Origin of the sequence: Streptomyces liliiviolaceus (assembly GCF_018070025.1) — a bacterium.
Taxonomy (GTDB): Bacteria; Actinomycetota; Actinomycetes; order Streptomycetales; family Streptomycetaceae; genus Streptomyces; species Streptomyces liliiviolaceus.
Genome location: NZ_JAGPYQ010000002.1, coordinates 2,257,837 through 2,273,937, shown reverse-complemented (window position 1 = coordinate 2,273,937; position 16,101 = coordinate 2,257,837). Strand labels below are relative to the sequence as shown.

Below are 16,101 nucleotides of genomic sequence, written 5' to 3'. Positions count from 1 at the left end.
TGCCGGACCTGGACCGGACAACCCCGAAGGAACCCGAGATGCCCGAGGCAGTGCCTCCGGCGGACAGCACATCCACGGAGAAGGCGGACCCTTCCGCCGAGCCGGCAGCCCCGGCCGCCGACGGGGTCGGGAAGCCCGCCGAGGCAGCGGACGCGCCGACCGGTGCGGCGGTCGCCCCTGTCGAGGCCGAGGACGAAGAGGCCCCCGCCGGGGAGGATGAGGCCGCACCCGCCAGCGCGCACATATCCACCGACGCGGAGGCGCCCGCCGACGCCGACGAGGACGCCACAACCGGCGCCGAGGAGACGGCCGAGGCACCCCCCACCCCCCGCGGCTGGCGCGCCAAGCACCCCGGCGCCGCCCGGACCGTGACGTACACGATCACCTCCCTCGCCGCGCTGCTCGTGCTCTTCGCGCTGCTCATGCCGAACGACCCCGACCGCTTCCGGCCCGCCGTGTTCCTGCGGCTGCCGGTGGAGGCGATCTTCGGCGCGGCCGTCCTCATGGTCCTGCCGAAGACGCTGAGGCTGATCACCGCCGTCCTCGCCGGTCTGAGCCTGGGCGCGATGACCGTCCTGAACCTCCTCGACCTCGGCTTCAACGAATTCCTCGGACGCGGCTTCAACGTCGTACTCGACTGGACCCTGTTCAACGACGCCCGGACGTACCTTGAGGACTCGATGGGCAAGACCGGGGCGGTCGCCGTCGTGATCGCGGTCATCGTGCTCGTCGTCGCCATATTCGCGCTGATGGCCCTCTCCGTCGTCCGGCTCGGCAACCTGCTGGCCCGGCAGAGCGGGCGTGCGACCCGTGCCACGCTGGTCGCCGGCACGGTCTGGGTGGCCTGCTCGGCGCTCGGCGTGCAGTTCGCGGGGGTGCAGTTCGCGGCCCGCAGCACCGCCGGCGCCGTCCAGAACCGGGTGGACCGGGTGCAGGCGACCCTCAAGGACGAGGCGGAGTTCGCCAAGATCGCCAAGAAGGACAAGTTCGCGAAGACACCGCCGGACCAGCTCGTCCCCGATCTGCGCGGCAAGGACGTCATCTTCGCCTTCATCGAGAGTTACGGCCGCAGCGCCATCGAGGACCCGGTCATGGCGCCCGGGGTCGACGCCGTGCTCGACGACAAGACGGCGGAGCTGACCGAGGCCGGGTACGCGGCCAAGAGCGGCTGGCTCACCTCGGCGACGTACGGCGGCAGCAGCTGGCTCGGCCACTCCACGTTCCTGTCCGGGCTGTGGATCAGCAACCAGGCCCGCTACCGCACCGTCACCGCGGGCGATCACCTGACGCTCACCGGTGCCTTCCAGCGCACCGGCGACTGGCGGACCGTGGGCATCATGCCGGGCGTCCAGAAGAACTGGCCCGAGGGCTCGTTCTACGGCCTCGACAACGTCTACGACTCACGGGAACTCGGCTACAAGGGCCCCAAGTTCAGCTGGTCGACCATGCCCGACCAGTACGCCCTCAGCGCCTACCAGCGCCTTGAGCACGGCAAGAAGCGCGACAAGCCGCTGATGTCGGAGATCATCCTGACCTCCAGCCACCAGCCCTGGGCCCCGATCCCCAGGACGATCCCCTGGGACGAGGTCGGCGACGGCTCGGTCTACAAGGACATCCAGAAGGAGGGCAAGAAGCCCGCGGACGTCTTCTACGACTCGACCAAGGTCAAGGAGGAGTACGGCAAGTCCGTCGAGTACTCCGTGACCAGCCTCATCGACTACGTGGTCAAGTACGGCAACAAGAACACCGTGCTGGTCTTCCTGGGCGACCACCAGCCCCTGGCCAGGGTGAGCGGCGACGACGCCAACCGGGACGTGCCGGTCTCGATCGTCGCCCACGACAAGTCCGTACTCGACAAGATCGACGACTGGAACTGGACCGAGGGCCTCAAGCCCGACGACACGGCGCCGGTCTGGCGGATGGACTCCTTCCGCGACCGCTTCCTGATGGCGTACGGCTCGACGCCCCACCCGTAGGGGGTTTAGTAACTCCCGCACACATGTGGGTCCGGATCCATGTGGTCCGGACCCACATGCCCTTCGGTGTGGTGCTATCGCGGGCGCAGGTCCACGATGCGCCTGATCTTGCCCACCGACCGTTCCAGCGACTCCGGTTCGACGATCTCGACCCGCGCCGAGACGCCGATGCCGTCCTTCACGGCCGCCGCGATGGAGCGCGCGGCCTCGTCGCGGATCTCCGGGGTGGCGCCCGTGCGGGCCTCGGCCCGTACGGTGAGCGAGTCGAGGCGGCCCTCGCGGGTCAGCCGCAGCTGGAAGTGCGGGGCGACGCCCGGTGTGCGCAGGACGATCTCCTCGACCTGGGTGGGGAAGAGGTTCACCCCGCGCACGATGACCAGGTCGTCGCTGCGGCCGGTGATCTTCCGCATCCGGCGGAAGACCCGGGCCGTCCCGGGCATCAGCGTGGTCAGGTCCCGGGTCCGGTAGCGGATCACCGGCATGGCCTCCTTGGTGAGGGAGGTGAACACCAGCTCGCCCTCCTCGCCGTCCGGCAGCACCTCGCCCGTGAGCGGATCGACGACCTCCGGGTAGAAGTGGTCCTCCCAGATGTGCAGTCCGTCCTTCGTCTCCACGCACTCCTGGGCCACCCCGGGGCCGATCACCTCCGACAGCCCGTATATGTCGACCGCGTCGATGGCGAACCGCTCCTCGATCTCCCGGCGCATCTCCTCGGTCCAGGGCTCGGCACCGAAGATGCCCACGCGGAGCGAGGTGTGGCGCGGATCCACACCCTGCCGCTCGAACTCGTCGAGAATCGTCAGCATGTAGGAGGGCGTCACCATGATGATCCCGGGCTTCAGGTCCTGGATCAGCTGGACCTGGCGCGCGGTCATGCCGCCGGACGCGGGGACGACCGTACAGCCGAGCCGTTCGGCGCCGTAGTGTGCGCCGAGCCCACCGGTGAACAGGCCATAGCCGTAGGCCACATGGGCGATGTCACCGGGCCGGCCGCCCGCCGCGCGGATCGAGCGGGCCACCATGTCGGACCACATGGAGAGGTCGTTCTCGGTGTATCCGACGACCGTGGGGAGCCCTGTGGTGCCACTGGAGGCATGGATACGGCGAATACGGTCCCGCGGCACGGCGAACATCCCGTACGGATAGTTGTCGCGCAGGTCCGCCTTCGTGGTGAAGGGGAAGCGGGCCAGATCGGCAAGTGAGTGGCAGTCCTCGGGCCGCAGCCCCGCCTTGTCGAAGGAGTCGCGGTAGAACGGCACGTTCTCGTACGCGTGCCGCAGGGTGGTCCGCAGCCGCTCCAGCTGGAGCGCGCGCAGGCCGTCGGCGTCGAGCCGCTCGCCCGCGTCCAGCAGGTCCGTCACATCCGCCACAGGCCTTCTCCCTCACCCCTGGACCATTTCGGGCGACCGATCATTCGGTCGTGTCCTTGCGGATCAAGTAATCCAGCCGTACGGGCGGCCGTCAAGGCGTGCGACGGGAACCGGGTCCGCCGATCACCCCTCTTCCCTGCCGAGCGGACGAGCGGGCGAGCGGTGTCCAGGCGCAGGAGTATGAGAAGGAGGACCGCGGGTGTCACGTACTGGGGGAAGGGTCGCCGGGGTGGGCGGGCTGGTCGCCGTGCTGGCGCTGGCCTGTCTCGGCTGGGCGGTGTGGGCGACGGCCTCCGCCGGGCCCGGCGAGGGTGAGGACGCGCGGACCGGCGGTGTACGGACCGGGGGTACGCGGACCGAGGACCCGCGGGTCGCAGGGGTGAAGGTGCCGTGCCGGGAGGCGTTGCGGTTCGCGGATCAGGAGCGGCTGCCGGCCGGGGCGAAGGACGCGTCCTGCGTCGTGCAGCACGGCATCGACACGTTGTACGACGTCCGGTTCCGTATCCCGCGGACCGACCTCGACACCTGGCTGGCCGACGCCTACCCCGACATGGAGTTGCGTACGGGCTGCGTCCAGGAGGACGCCGACCGCTGCGGGGTGCTGACCCTGGACCCGTACGCCGAAGGGGGCGCCGTGGCGGTGGAGCTGACGTTGCGGGACGGCAGCGACGGCCTCGCCCTCGTCCACTACCGGCCCTTCAACACCTGAACCGGCCCGTCAGCGTGGGGTCTGCGCCGCGTCCGCCGCCACCGACCGTGCCCACCGGTAGTCCGCCTTGCCGCTCGGGGACCGCTGGATGGAGTCGGTGATCACCAGCTGGCGCGGGATCTTGTAGCCCGCCAGATGGGTACGGCAGTGGGTCTGGATCTCGTCCAGGGAGGGCCTTCCGCCGCCTTCGCGCAGCTGCACCACGGCCGCCACATGGTTGCCCCAGGTCTCGTCGGGCACTCCGGCCACCAGCGCGTCGTACACGTCGGGGTGCGACTTGAGCGCCTGCTCGACCTCCTCCGGATACACCTTCTCCCCACCGGTGTTGATGCACTGCGAGCCGCGGCCCAGCACGGTGACGACGCCCTCCTCGTCGACCGTCGCCATGTCGCCGAGCAGCACCCAGCGCTCGCCGTCCTTCTCGAAGAAGGTCTCGGCGGTTTTCCTCGGGTCGTTGTAGTAGCCGAGGGGCACGTGCCCGCGCTGTGCGATGCGCCCGGGTTCGCCGACCGGGACCGGCTCGTACGTCGCCGGGTCCACCACCTGCGTACGGGAGTTGACCTGGATGCGGAAGCCTCGGCCGGGGCCCGAGTCGGCGGTCGCCGTGCCGTTGAAGCCGGACTCCGAGGAGCCGAAGTTGTTGAGCAGCATCACGTTCGGCACGAGGGCCTGGAACTGGGCGCGCACCGTCTCCGACATGATCGCGCCGGACGAGGAGACGCTGAACAGGGAGGAGCAGTCGGTGCCCTTCATGGACCCGTTGAGCGCGTCGATCAGTGGCCGCAGCATCGCGTCGCCGACCAGCGACACGCTGGTCACCTTCTCCTTCTCGATGGTCCGCAGCACCTGGTCGGGCACGAACTTGCTGTGGATCACCACGCGTTGACCGAAGTGGAAGCCGATGAACGCGGTGAGGGTCGAGGTGCCGTGCATGAGCGGAGCCGTGGGGAAGAAGGTGATCCCGTCGCCGCCGGCCGCCACCCGCTCGGCCAGCTCCTCCGGCTTCTTCACCGGCTCGCCGGTCGGAGCTCCTCCTCCCAACCCCGAGAAGAACAGGTCCTCCTGACGCCACATCACACCCTTGGGCATCCCGGTCGTGCCGCCGGTGTAGATGATGAACTGGTCGTCGGCCGACCGCTCCGGGAAGCCCCGCCCGGGGGATCCGGTGGCTTCGGCGGCCGCGAAGTCCAGCGCCGGCAGCGCGGGCGCGTCCGGGTCCGGAACTCCCACGCGCACGAGGAGGCGCAGTGCCGGGGTGCGGGGCAGGGCCGCCGCCACCCGGTCGGTGAACTCCGCGTCGAAGACCAGCGCCACCAGGTCGGCGTCCTTGTAGAGGTAGATCAACTCCTCTTCGACATAACGGTAGTTGACGTTGACCGGCACGATCCTGGCCTTCAGGCACCCGAGGACGGTCTGCAGGTACTCGATGCCGTTGTAGAGGTGCAGTCCGAGGTGCTCTCCGGGGCGGATGCCGCTGTCGATCAGGTGGTGGGCGACGCGGTTGGCCGCCGCGTCCAGCTCGGCGTAGGTGAGGCGGCGCTCGGCTCCCGTACCGGGATGGTCGAGGTGGACCAGCGCCTCACGGTCGGGGACCGCGTCGACGACCGACTCGAACAGGTCGGCAAGGTTGTACTCCACCGCTCCTCCAGACCCCGGAGCAGGCCCCGGCAAGCATCGACGGACATCGACGTGCGCCGAGACGGGCGTGGGGCGTATCGGCCGCGCGTCGATGAAGGGACGTGCGTCATCGCTTCGCCGGTCATCAGAGCAAAGCCCGCCACAACTGTGAAGGGTCCGCGCACAAGAAATCTGACTGTCTGTCAGAAAACCCTTGAACTGCTTCGGCGCCTCCTGCAACCTGTTCTCGTTCCTGAGACGGGAGGACGGCTATGGGTGGGACGGAACACCTCACCGTGCAGCGCGAAGGCGCCACACTGGTGCTCACGCTCAACAGGCCCGAGGCCAAGAACGCGCTCTCGCTGCCGATGCTGGTCGGCCTGTACGACGGCTGGGTCGAGGCCGACGAGGACGACGCCATCCGCTCGATCGTCCTGACCGGTGCGGGCGGCGCGTTCTGCGCGGGCATGGACCTCAAGGCCCTCGCGGGCAAGGGGATGGAGGGGCAGCAGCACCGGGAGCGCCTCACGGCCGACCCCGATCTGCACTGGAAGGCGATGCTGCGTCATCACCGGCCGCGCAAACCCGTGATCGCAGCGGTCGAGGGCCACTGTGTGGCCGGCGGTACCGAGATCCTCCAGGGGACCGACATCCGGGTCGCGGGGGAGTCCGCCACGTTCGGGCTCTTCGAGGTGCGGCGCGGGCTGTTTCCGATCGGGGGCTCGACGGTGCGGCTCCAGCGGCAGATTCCGCGTACGCACGCGCTGGAGATGCTGCTGACCGGGCGGCCGTACTCGGCGCGGGAAGCCGCCGACATCGGGCTGATCGGGCATGTCGTGCCCGACGGGACCGCGCTGGAGAAGGCGCTGGGTATCGCGGAGCAGGTCAACGCGTGCGGGCCGCTGGCCGTGGAAGCGGTGAAGGCGTCCGTGTACGAGACCGCGGAGATGGGGGAGTCGGAGGGGCTGGCCGCCGAGCTGAAGCGGGGGTGGCCGGTGTTCGACACCGCTGATGCGAAGGAAGGGGCTCGGGCCTTTGCCGAGCGGCGGCCCGCGGTGTATCGGCGGCAGTGAGCCTCGCCGTGGCGTGTCGTGGCCCGCCCTCGCCCCCGCCCCCGCCGCGCTTCGCCTCGCCGTTGTGCCGCTTCGCGGGAGGTCGGTTCGTCGCTGCGGGTCCGTCGTGGCTGGTCGCGCAGTTCCCCGCGCCCCGTACGGGGCGCTGCCCCTGACGGGGGCGAAAGTCCCCTCTGCGTGTGAGGAGAATCCGTGCCCGAAGTTCTCAAAGCTCCCCTTGTCGTCGAGTTTCCCTTCACCCGGTCCCTCGGGCCCGTCCAGAGCGCGTTTCTCACCGGGCTGCGCGAGCGCGTCGTCCTGGGGGTGAGGACCGCCGACGGGCGCACGCTGGTGCCGCCCGTCGAGTACGACCCCGTCACCTCGGAGGAGTTGAGCGAGCTCGTCGAGGTCGCGGCCACCGGGACCGTCACCACCTGGGCCTGGAATCACGAACCCCGCCGGGGGCAGCCGCTGGACCGGCCGTTCGCCTGGGTGCTGGTGCGGCTCGACGGGGCCGACACCGGGCTGCTGCACGTGCTCGACGCCCCCGGCGGCCCCGACTCCGTGCACACCGGTATGCGTGTCCGGGTCCGCTGGGCCGGCGAACGCTCCGGCGCCATCACGGACATCGCCTGCTTCGAGCCCCACGACGAGGCCACCGCCGAACTCGCCGGCAGCGACGGCCGGTTCGAGGATCTGGTGACCGGCATCGTCGCACCCGCCCGGCTCGACTACACGTACTCGCCGGGCCGTGCCCAGAGCGCCTACCTCCACGCGCTCGCCGAACGGCGGGTCGTCGGGGAGCGCTGCCCGTCGTGCCGCAAGGTGTACGTCCCGCCGAGGGGTGCGTGCCCCACATGTGGTGTGGCCACATCGGAACGGGTCGAAGTAGGTCCGCGCGGCACAGTGACCACCTACTGCATCGTCAACATCAAGGCGAAGAACCTCGACATCGAAGTGCCGTACGTCTACGCGCACATCGCTCTCGACGGCGCCGACCTCGCCCTGCACGGCCGGATCGGCGGCATCCCCTACGACCAGGTGCGCATGGGGCTGCGGGTCGAGCCCGTCTGGTCGGACGGGGGCGGCCACCCCGACCACTACCGGCCCACCGGCGAACCCGACGCGGACTACGAGACGTACAAGGAGCTGTTGTAGATGCCCGCACCGAGGTCCGCACCCCGCCCGCTCAGGGACATCGCCGTCGTCGCCTTCGCGCAGACCGACCACCGGCGCACCAGCGACGAGCTCTCCGAGGTGGAGATGCTCATGCCGGTCCTGCACCAGGTGCTGGCGCAGACCGGGCTGAGGACCAGCGACATCGGCTTCACCTGCTCCGGCTCCACGGACTATCTCGCGGGCCGGGCCTTCTCCTTCACCATGGCCCTGGACGGTGTGGGGGCCTGGCCGCCGATCTCCGAGTCGCATGTGGAGATGGACGGCGCGTGGGCCCTGTACGAGGCCTGGACGAAGCTCCTCACCGGCGACGCGGACACCGCGCTGGTGTACGCGTACGGCAAGTCGTCCCCCGGCTCCGTACGCGATGTGCTGACCCGGCAGCTCGACCCGTACTACGTGGCCCCCCTGTGGCCCGACTCCGTCGCGCTGGCCGCCCTCCAGGCGCAGGCGCTCATCGACGCGGGCGACACCGACGAGCCGGCGCTCGCCGCCGTCGCCACCCGCAGCCGGGCCGCGGCGACCGACAACTCCCATGCGCAGCTGCGTGGTTCGGTGCCGCACGGCGAGTACGCCGTACGCCCTCTGCGTACCGGGGACTGTCCGCCCATCGGCGACGGAGCCGCCGCCGTGATCCTCGCCGCGGGGGAGCGGGCCCGTGAACTGTGCGAGCGGCCCGCCTGGATACGGGGCATCGACCACCGCATCGAGGCGCACGGCCTGGGTGTACGGGACCTGACCGACTCGCCCTCCGCGCGGCTGGCGGCGGAACGGGCGGGCGCCTTCGAACGGCCCGTGGACACGGCCGAGTTGCACGCGCCCTTCAGCTCCCAGGAAGTGGTGCTGCGCAAAGCCCTGCGGCTGGGCGACGACGTCGACGTCAATCCGTCCGGGGGAGCGCTCGCCGCCCACCCCATCATGGCCGCGGGCCTCATCCGGATCGGCGAGGCCGCCGCCCGGATCGGGCGCGGTGACTCCGACCGGGCACTGGCACACGCCACTTCGGGGCCCTGTCTGCAACAGAACCTGGTCGCCGTACTGGAAGGAGACCCGCGATGAGCCCCGCAGCGAGCCCTGGGACGAGCCCCGCGACGGGCCCCGCGACGGGCAAGGAGCCCGTGGCCGTCGTCGGGATCGGCCAGACCAAGCACGTGGCGGCCCGACGGGACGTGTCGATCGCGGGACTCGTCCGTGAGGCCGCCCGACGCGCCCTCGACGACGCCGAGTTGACCTGGGCCGACATCGACGCCGTCGTCATCGGCAAGGCGCCCGACTTCTTCGAGGGCGTCATGATGCCCGAGCTGTACCTCGCCGACGCCCTCGGCGCGGTCGGCAAACCGATGCTGCGCGTCCACACCGCGGGCTCCGTGGGCGGCTCGACCGCGCTCGTCGCCACGAACCTGATCGCGGGCCGTGTCCACGGCACCGTACTGACCCTCGCCTACGAGAAGCAGTCCGAGTCGAACGCCATGTGGGGCCTGTCCCTGCCGATCCCCTTCCAGCAGCCCCTGCTCGCCGGAGCGGGCGGCTTCTTCGCCCCGCACGTGCGCGCCTACATGCGGCGCACCGGCGCCCCCGACACGGTCGGCTCCCTGGTCGCGTACAAGGACCGCCGCAACGCGCTCAAGAACCCGTACGCGCATCTGCACGAGCACGACATCACGCTGGAGAAGGTCCAGGCCTCGCCGATGCTCTGGGATCCGATCCGCTACTCGGAGACCTGCCCGTCCTCCGACGGCGCCTGCGCGATGGTCCTCACCGACCGGGCGGGCGCGGCCCGTTCGCCGCGGCCGGCCGCCTGGATGCACGGCGGCGCGATGCGCAGCGAACCGACGCTCTTCGCGGGCAAGGACTTCGTCTCCCCGCAGGCCGGCAAGGACTGCGCGGCCGACGTGTACCGGCAGGCGGGCATCGCGGACCCCCGCCGGGACATCGACGCGGTCGAGATGTACGTCCCGTTCTCCTGGTACGAGCCCATGTGGCTGGAGAATCTGGGCTTCGCCGACGAGGGCGAGGGCTGGAAACTCACCGAGTCCGGGGTCACGGAACTGGACGGCGACCTTCCGGTGAACATGTCGGGCGGGGTGCTCTCCACCAACCCCATCGGTGCCTCCGGGATGATCCGCTTCGCCGAAGCCGCACTCCAGGTGCGTGGGCAGGCCGGAGAACACCAGGTCGACGGCGCACGCCGGGTCCTCGGGCACGCGTACGGCGGCGGCTCCCAGTTCTTCTCGATGTGGCTGGTCGGAGCGGCGCCGCCCACCTCGTGAATGTCCTTCTTACGTGGCCTGTGCGCGGCAGGTGCCGAAAGCTAGGCTGGCCGCGGACGACGAACCGGGAGGAGCACGGACGTGGCCGAGAGCACCATCCAGCAGCACCCGCTCGCGGGCTGGGACAAGCCGGAGCTTGACCTCAGCAGCGCCGACTGGCATTCGAGCAGCCGCGGGCAGGGGGATGTCCAGATCGCCTTTGTCGAGGGTTTCATCGCGATGCGCAACAGCGGCCGCCCGGAAAGCCCGTCCTTGATCTTCACGCCCGCGGAGTGGGGCGCGTTCGTGTCGGGGGCACGGGAGGGGGAGTTCGACCTCACCTGAGATCCGGTCCCGCCCGAGGGGGGAGTTTCCCGTCCCTTTTTCCGGACACGCGATCTTCGACCCCTTCCTGGGGCCCGGCCTGAGCGAGGCTGGCCACAGGAAGCGGAAGAAGACGTTCCGGAGGCGAGAATTCCATGAACACCCTGCCGGTCATCGCTGCGGTCGACGGATCGGACGACAGCCTGCGCGCCCTCGACTGGGCCCTCGACGCGGCCCGCAGACGCGAGGCGCCCCTGCGCGTGGTCCATGTGCGGGAGTACGGGCCTCTGCTGCGGCCGGAGACACTGGCCGCCGTCCAGCCCGAGCCGGACACCGATCAGGTGCTCGACCTGGTCCGTGACCGGCTCAAGGGGCTGGGCGAGGACGCGCCGGTCACGGAGTACCTCGCGCTGGACGGCGCCCCCGCGGGTCTGCTGCCCGGCCTGGGCTCCGACGCGCAGCTGATGGTGTTCGGCTCCCGGGGCCGCGGCGGTTTCGCGAGCCTGCTCCTCGGTTCGAACGGCACGGCCGCCGCGCGCGACGCGGAGTGCCCCGTCGTGGTGGTCCCCAGGCCCGGACGCGAGGTGCACGACTCGGAACTCGTCACCCCAGGGCCACGGGTGGTCGTCGGGCTGCACGTGGACAGCCCGAACAGCGAGGCCCTCGCGTTCGCGTTCGCCGAGGCCGCGCGGCGCGAGGCCCGCCTCCAGGTGCTCGCCGTGTTCCCCTGGCCGGTGCAGTCCGGCGACCTCGTCCCGTCGCCGGTCGTCGACGAGGACGCCATCGAGTCCGAGACGAGGACCCTGACCGCGGGCTTCGTCGCACCGCACGCCGAGCGGCATCCCGGGGTCGGCGTCGACCTGTACGTACTGCCCGGCGACGCGGCGGGCCAGCTCGTCGCGGCCTCCCGAGGGGCGGACCTCGTGGTGGTGGGCCGCCACCGCCGGCGCCTGCTCGCACCCGCCCGCATGATGGGCTCGGTCACCCAGGCGGTACTGCTGCACGCGGCGAGCCCGGTGGCGGTGATTCCGCCGGAGACGCCGGAGACGCCGGAGACGCCAGAGACGGCGGAGACTGCGGAGGGCTGAACGGGCCCGAAGGCCTGCATCATGCCCTCGCGTACGGTCGGCGGACCCCGGCACCACGAACGGCACAGGAAAACGGCATAACCTCCTGGCATGAGCGGAGCGAGCGGTGGAACGGGCGCGGAACGTGATCTCGGTCGGCTGCTGAGCGGTATGGAACCCGCCCTGCACCCCGGCCGCTACGTCTTCACCACGGTCCCCGGCCGCACGGCACCCCCGGGTCTCTCGCCCGTCGTCACCGTCGTCGAGGACGAGGGCCTGACCCTCGTCGTCGAACAGGAGGGCGCCGACGCGGCACGCCTGGCCTACGACTATGTGGCCGGGTGGATCACCCTGCGCATCCACTCGGCGCTGGACGCCGTCGGACTCACGGCCGCCGTCGCCCGGGCCCTCGCCGAAGAGGGCCTGAGCTGCAACGTCGTCGCGGGCTTCCACCACGACCACCTCTTCGTCCCGCACGAGCGGGCCGCCGAGGCCGTGGCCCTGCTGGAACAGCTGGCCGAACGCTCCGGGCGGTAACACCCGGACGGGCCCGCGGCACTCGCCCCCGGCGTACGCTGAGGTGCCTGTAAGCCACGGTGCGCACCGTCTCCCCGCGTCGGCCGCACCACCGTGGCAGGGGGTGCAGCATGGGGCGGCAGGGCATGCGGAGCAGTAGAACGCTCTTCGAACGCGAGATGGAACTCGCCGCGGTGGACGAGGCGTTGGGCGAGGTGACCGGGCTGCGCACGGGCACCTTCGGACTCGGCGCGGACCCTCTCGGACTCCGTGCGATCGCCACCGGCGTCCGCACGGACATCCCCGGGACCCACCGGCCCGACCGATCTGGTGCCGGGCCCCACCGAGAAGACGCCGCGCCACAGCGGGACGCCGCCCTTCCCAAGAACACCGTCCCTCCCAAAAACGCCCTCCCCACCAGGGACGCCCTCCCTACCAGGGACGCCCTCCCTACCAGGGACGCCCTCCCTACCAGGGACGCCCTCCCTACCAGGGACGGCACCCCTCCCAGGGACGGCGCCGAGCCGCCCGGCCGGCCCCGCGGCGGACTGCTCGCCTTCGCCGGACGCGCCGGAATCGGCAAGACGAGCCTCCTCGCCGAAGTGCGCAGGCGCGCCGAGGCCAAGGGCTGCACGGTCCTGTCCGCACGAGGCGGCGACCAGGAACAGCGCGTCGCCTTCCACGTCGCACGCCAACTCCTCCAACCCCAGCTGGCGGGCGTTCCCGAGGCAGAACTCCGTACCACGCTGGGCAGTTGGTACGCCATCGTCGGACCCGCGCTCGGACTGTGCGCGACCACCGAGGGCTCGCCGCCCGACCAGCAGGGCCTGCGCGACGGACTCGACTGGGTCCTCACCCACCTCGCCGTGCGCCGCGCCCCGATGGTGCTCGTCCTCGACGACGCGCACTGGGCCGACCCGGAGTCGCTGCGGTGGCTCGCCGCGTTCGCGCCCCGCGCCGAGCAACTGCCGCTGCTCCTCGTCGTCGCCTACCGCCCCGACGAACTCCCGGACCACGCCGAGGCGTTCAGGGGCCTGCCCGGCCGTGCGGGCGGACGCCCCCTCGATCTGGAACCGCTGAGCGCCGACGCCGTGGCGCGCCTGGTGCGCGAGAGCCTCGGTACGCGGGCCGACGACGCGTTCTGCCGGGAGTGCTGGGCCGTCACCGCGGGCAACCCGTTCGAGACCGTCGAACTCACCGCGAAGGTACGCGACCGCGGCCTGGCCCCGACCGAACCGGGCGCGCACCTGCTGCGTGACCTGGCCGCCGCGGTCAAGGGCAGCGGGCTCATCGCCCGCCTCGAACGCCTCGGCACCTCCACCGTCCGCTTCGCCTGGGCCTGCGCCCTCCTCGGCACCGAGATCTCCCCGACGCTCGCCGCGGCCGTGGCGGGCCTCGGCGCCGAGGAGGCCGCCGACGCGGCGGACGCCCTGCGCGACGCCCGTATCCTCACCGGCTCCGGGACGGACGAGGGCCTTCTCGAATTCGTCCACCCGCTCATCGCCACCGCCGTCTACCGCGCCATCCCCGGCGGCTTCCGGGTCGCCCTGCACGGACAGGCCGCCTGGTGCGTCATCGACGCGGGGCTCGGTCCGTCCGCCGCCGCCCGACACCTCATGGAGACCCATCCCGACGGCGACACCTGGGTCGTCCAGCAACTGCGGGCCGCCGCCCGCGAGACCCTGCGCGCCGGAGCACCCGACGCCGCGCGCCGCCACCTGGCCCGCGCCCTGCGCGAACCCCCGCCCCTCGCGGAACGCGCCGCCGTCCTCTACGAACTGGGCTGCGCCTCCCTGCTCACCGAACCGGCGACCACCGTCAACCATCTGCGGGCCGCCCTCGAAGAGCCGATCGACGACCCCGCGCTGCGCCACAACGTCGTCTACCGGCTCTCCCAGGTCCTCGCCCACAGCGACCGGCTCGGCGAGGCTTCCGACACTCTCGCCCGCGAGATCAAGGTGACCGGGGACGTACGCGTACGGCTGCGGATGCAGTCGGAGCAGTTCATGTGGGACGCCTTCCGGGCCGACGAACCCGAATCGCCGGCCCGCTCCCGCCGGCTGGCCCGGCTCGCCGACCGGCTCACCGGCCGCGATCTCACCGAGCGCTATGTGATCGGCCTGCGCGCCTGGGACGCCACCCTGCGCGGCGAACCCGCCCACATCGCGGTCCACCACGCGGAGCGCGCCCTGGCCGGCGGTTTCGGCTGGGCCGAGGCCGACCGCGGCTTCGAGGTGCCCGTCCTCGTCGCCCTCACCTTCATGTACGCCGACCGGCCGGGGCGCACCGAGGAACTGTTCGCCGCCGGGATCGCCGACTTCGAACGGCAGGGCTGGCACGGCGCCCACCTCTCCTTCGGCTACACCCTGCTCGCGTACGTACGCTTCCGCCGCGGCCGGCTCGCCGAGGCCGAGGACTTCGTCCGCGCGGGGCTCAGGCTCGCCGAACGGGTCGGCCCCGGCACCCCGGCCCACTGGTACGCGGTCGGCATCCTCGTCGAGGTCCTTCTCGCCCGCGGCCGGCTCACCGAGGCCGCGCAGCTCGCCGAGGACCACGCCTTCGAGGAACCGTTCCCCGCCGCCGTCGTCTTCCCCGATTCCCAGACCGTGCACGGCGAGCTGCTGCTGGCCAGGGGCCTGACCGGGGACGCCGCCGCCGAACTCGCCGCGGCCGGGCGCCGCCTCGATCCGCGCGGCATGCGCAACCCCGCCTGGTGCCCGTGGCAGCTGCACCTGGCCCGCGCCGAGAGCCACGACGCTCCCGAGCGGGCAGTCGCCACGGCGGCCGACGCGGTGCGGCGGGCCCGGCTGTACGGAGCGCCGTCGGCGGTCGGCCAGGCGCTGCGCGCGGCGGCCGACGTCTCCTCCGGCCTGGCCCGCGTCAACCTCCTCGAAGAGTCCGTCGACCAGCTGGAGCGCTCCCCGGCGGCGTACGAACTGGCGTGCGCGCTGGTCGCCCTCGGCGCGGAGCTGCGCCGCGGCAGCCGTCCCGGGGAGGCCGCCGAGCACCTCTACCGGGGGCTCGACGCGGCCGTGCAGTGCGGCGCCGACGGGCTGGCCGAGACGGCGCGCGACGAGCTGGAGGCCGCCGGACTGCGGCCCCGCCGCCTGCACAGCGCCGAGACGGACACGCTCACCGCCCGGGAGTCCGCGGTCGCGGAACTGGCCGTGCGGGGCCTCACCACGGCCACCATCGCCGAACAGCTCCGCACGGAGGAGACGACGGTGGTACGGCTGCTGTCGGCGGTCTACCGAAAGGTGGGGACGGAGCGGACGGGGCTGCGAGCGGCGTTGGGGACGGCGAGAAGGGAGAGCCCCGGGGCTTAGGCCCTGTCTGACGATCTCCGTGGGTGGCCGCCGACCCCACGGCCGTACGCCCTCCGATGCACGTACCATTGCGGCATGTCCTTCCTCCGCCGCCGTAGCGCCACTCCCGCCGGGCCAGACTTCGACGTTCTGGCCATGGATCCGGGCGACTGGCCGGGCAATCTCGGCGCGGGCCTGCTGCCCGCCCCCGATGGCAGCTGCCAGGGTGTGTTCCTGCGTTACGACCTGTTCGGCGGCCGCGGTCCGGCGATGATCATCGGCAATCTGCCGGAGGGCTCCCCGGCCCGGGAGGTCGCCGAGGGAGAGGTCCCGTTCGAGGTGGCCCAGCTGCTGCAGGCGCTGGAGAACGACGAAGAGGTCGTCGTCACCGGCGCCGAGGACATGCCGGTCATGCAGGGGGACAACCTCCTCATCGTGCGCCGGCTGAAGCTCTCCGAGACGCGTATCTCGTGTGTGCAGTTCGACCGCAGCGACAAGGTCCTCGTGACGATCGCCGCCTGGGACCGCCCCATCACCGACGACCTGTACGCGCTCCTCAAGCCGCTGCCCGCGGAGCTGTTCCAGCAGGGCTGAACCTCCTGAACCCCTCCAGCGGGTGAGCCACCTCTCCGCCGCACACCGTCTTTGTCATGACCCTTGCCGCTCGGGTGATCGGACCTCTAGCGTCAGGGGTCATGTCGTTTCAGTCATCTGAACCACGCGACGCGCGATCGACCCGA

13 protein-coding genes are annotated in these 16,101 nt (G+C 71.5%); 11 read left to right on the top strand and 2 right to left on the bottom strand.

Going from position 1 to position 16,101, the window contains the following annotated elements; all coding sequences use genetic code 11:
- Positions 1 to 38: 38 nt before the first annotated feature.
- The gene (locus tag J8N05_RS45200) at positions 39 to 1,976 is read left to right on the top strand and encodes an alkaline phosphatase family protein (protein ID WP_247706960.1); all 1,938 of its coding nucleotides are present in this window, start codon (positions 39 to 41) and stop codon (positions 1,974 to 1,976) included.
- 74 nt (positions 1,977 to 2,050) lie between these two features.
- On the opposite strand, the gene paaK is transcribed toward J8N05_RS45200, so the two are convergent.
- Positions 2,051 to 3,346, bottom strand: coding sequence for a phenylacetate--CoA ligase PaaK (gene paaK, locus J8N05_RS45195; protein WP_210893681.1), 1,296 nt, complete (start codon positions 3,344 to 3,346; stop codon positions 2,051 to 2,053).
- Positions 3,347 to 3,545: 199 nt separating this feature from the next.
- On the opposite strand from paaK, the gene J8N05_RS45190 reads away from it, so the two are divergent.
- Complete coding sequence (locus tag J8N05_RS45190) at positions 3,546 to 4,055, top strand: hypothetical protein (RefSeq protein ID WP_210893679.1); 510 nt, start codon at positions 3,546 to 3,548, stop codon at positions 4,053 to 4,055.
- A gap of 9 nt (positions 4,056 to 4,064) precedes the next feature.
- Here the strand turns inward: J8N05_RS45190 and J8N05_RS45185 are convergent, their stop codons facing one another.
- The gene (locus J8N05_RS45185) at positions 4,065 to 5,693 is read right to left on the bottom strand and encodes an acyl-CoA synthetase (RefSeq protein ID WP_210893678.1); all 1,629 of its coding nucleotides are present in this window, start codon (positions 5,691 to 5,693) and stop codon (positions 4,065 to 4,067) included.
- A gap of 251 nt (positions 5,694 to 5,944) precedes the next feature.
- Between J8N05_RS45185 and J8N05_RS45180 the strand changes: the two genes are divergently transcribed.
- The 9 genes from J8N05_RS45180 to J8N05_RS45140 all read left to right on the top strand — a co-directional run bounded on the left by J8N05_RS45180 (position 5,945) and on the right by J8N05_RS45140 (position 15,955).
- Positions 5,945 to 6,745, top strand: a complete 801-nt coding sequence (locus J8N05_RS45180; protein ID WP_210893676.1) for a crotonase/enoyl-CoA hydratase family protein — start codon at positions 5,945 to 5,947, stop codon at positions 6,743 to 6,745.
- 192 nt (positions 6,746 to 6,937) lie between these two features.
- A complete protein-coding gene (locus J8N05_RS45175; RefSeq protein ID WP_210893674.1) occupies positions 6,938 to 7,882 on the top strand; it encodes a Zn-ribbon domain-containing OB-fold protein in 945 nt (314 codons plus the stop codon).
- On the top strand, positions 7,883 to 8,959 hold the full coding sequence (locus tag J8N05_RS45170; RefSeq protein ID WP_210893672.1) for a thiolase domain-containing protein: 1,077 nt from the start codon (positions 7,883 to 7,885) through the stop codon (positions 8,957 to 8,959).
- A complete protein-coding gene (locus tag J8N05_RS45165) occupies positions 8,956 to 10,170 on the top strand; it encodes a thiolase domain-containing protein (RefSeq protein WP_210893670.1) in 1,215 nt (404 codons plus the stop codon). Before J8N05_RS45170 ends, J8N05_RS45165 begins: the two co-directional genes overlap by 4 nt.
- Positions 10,171 to 10,251: 81 nt before the next feature.
- Positions 10,252 to 10,494 (top strand): DUF397 domain-containing protein, encoded by a 243-nt coding sequence (locus J8N05_RS45160; protein WP_055617755.1) that lies wholly within the window; start codon positions 10,252 to 10,254, stop codon positions 10,492 to 10,494.
- A 134-nt stretch (positions 10,495 to 10,628) separates the two neighbouring features.
- Positions 10,629 to 11,561 (top strand): universal stress protein, encoded by a 933-nt coding sequence (locus J8N05_RS45155; protein WP_210893669.1) that lies wholly within the window; start codon positions 10,629 to 10,631, stop codon positions 11,559 to 11,561.
- Positions 11,562 to 11,651: 90 nt separating this feature from the next.
- Positions 11,652 to 12,077 carry an ACT domain-containing protein gene (locus tag J8N05_RS45150; protein WP_210893667.1) on the top strand — a complete coding sequence of 142 codons (426 nt, stop codon included), beginning with the start codon at positions 11,652 to 11,654 and terminating at the stop codon, positions 12,075 to 12,077.
- Positions 12,078 to 12,202: 125 nt separating this feature from the next.
- On the top strand, positions 12,203 to 15,382 hold the full coding sequence (locus J8N05_RS45145; protein ID WP_247706959.1) for an ATP-binding protein: 3,180 nt from the start codon (positions 12,203 to 12,205) through the stop codon (positions 15,380 to 15,382).
- A gap of 75 nt (positions 15,383 to 15,457) precedes the next feature.
- Positions 15,458 to 15,955 (top strand): hypothetical protein, encoded by a 498-nt coding sequence (locus tag J8N05_RS45140; RefSeq protein WP_107019075.1) that lies wholly within the window; start codon positions 15,458 to 15,460, stop codon positions 15,953 to 15,955.
- Positions 15,956 to 16,101 lie beyond the last annotated feature (146 nt).

What these genes read in the sequence shown, in the direction of transcription:
- J8N05_RS45200 (WP_247706960.1), top strand. Translation starts at nt 39, where the DNA reads ATGCCCGAGGCAGTGCCTCCGGCGGACAGCACATCCACGGAGAAGGCG.
- J8N05_RS45180 (WP_210893676.1), top strand. Translation starts at nt 5,945, where the DNA reads ATGGGTGGGACGGAACACCTCACCGTGCAGCGCGAAGGCGCCACACTG.
- J8N05_RS45170 (WP_210893672.1), top strand. Translation starts at nt 7,883, where the DNA reads ATGCCCGCACCGAGGTCCGCACCCCGCCCGCTCAGGGACATCGCCGTC.
- J8N05_RS45165 (WP_210893670.1), top strand. Translation starts at nt 8,956, where the DNA reads ATGAGCCCCGCAGCGAGCCCTGGGACGAGCCCCGCGACGGGCCCCGCG.
- J8N05_RS45155 (WP_210893669.1), top strand. Translation starts at nt 10,629, where the DNA reads ATGAACACCCTGCCGGTCATCGCTGCGGTCGACGGATCGGACGACAGC.
- J8N05_RS45150 (WP_210893667.1), top strand. Translation starts at nt 11,652, where the DNA reads ATGAGCGGAGCGAGCGGTGGAACGGGCGCGGAACGTGATCTCGGTCGG.
- J8N05_RS45145 (WP_247706959.1), top strand. Translation starts at nt 12,203, where the DNA reads ATGCGGAGCAGTAGAACGCTCTTCGAACGCGAGATGGAACTCGCCGCG.
- J8N05_RS45140 (WP_107019075.1), top strand. Translation starts at nt 15,458, where the DNA reads ATGTCCTTCCTCCGCCGCCGTAGCGCCACTCCCGCCGGGCCAGACTTC.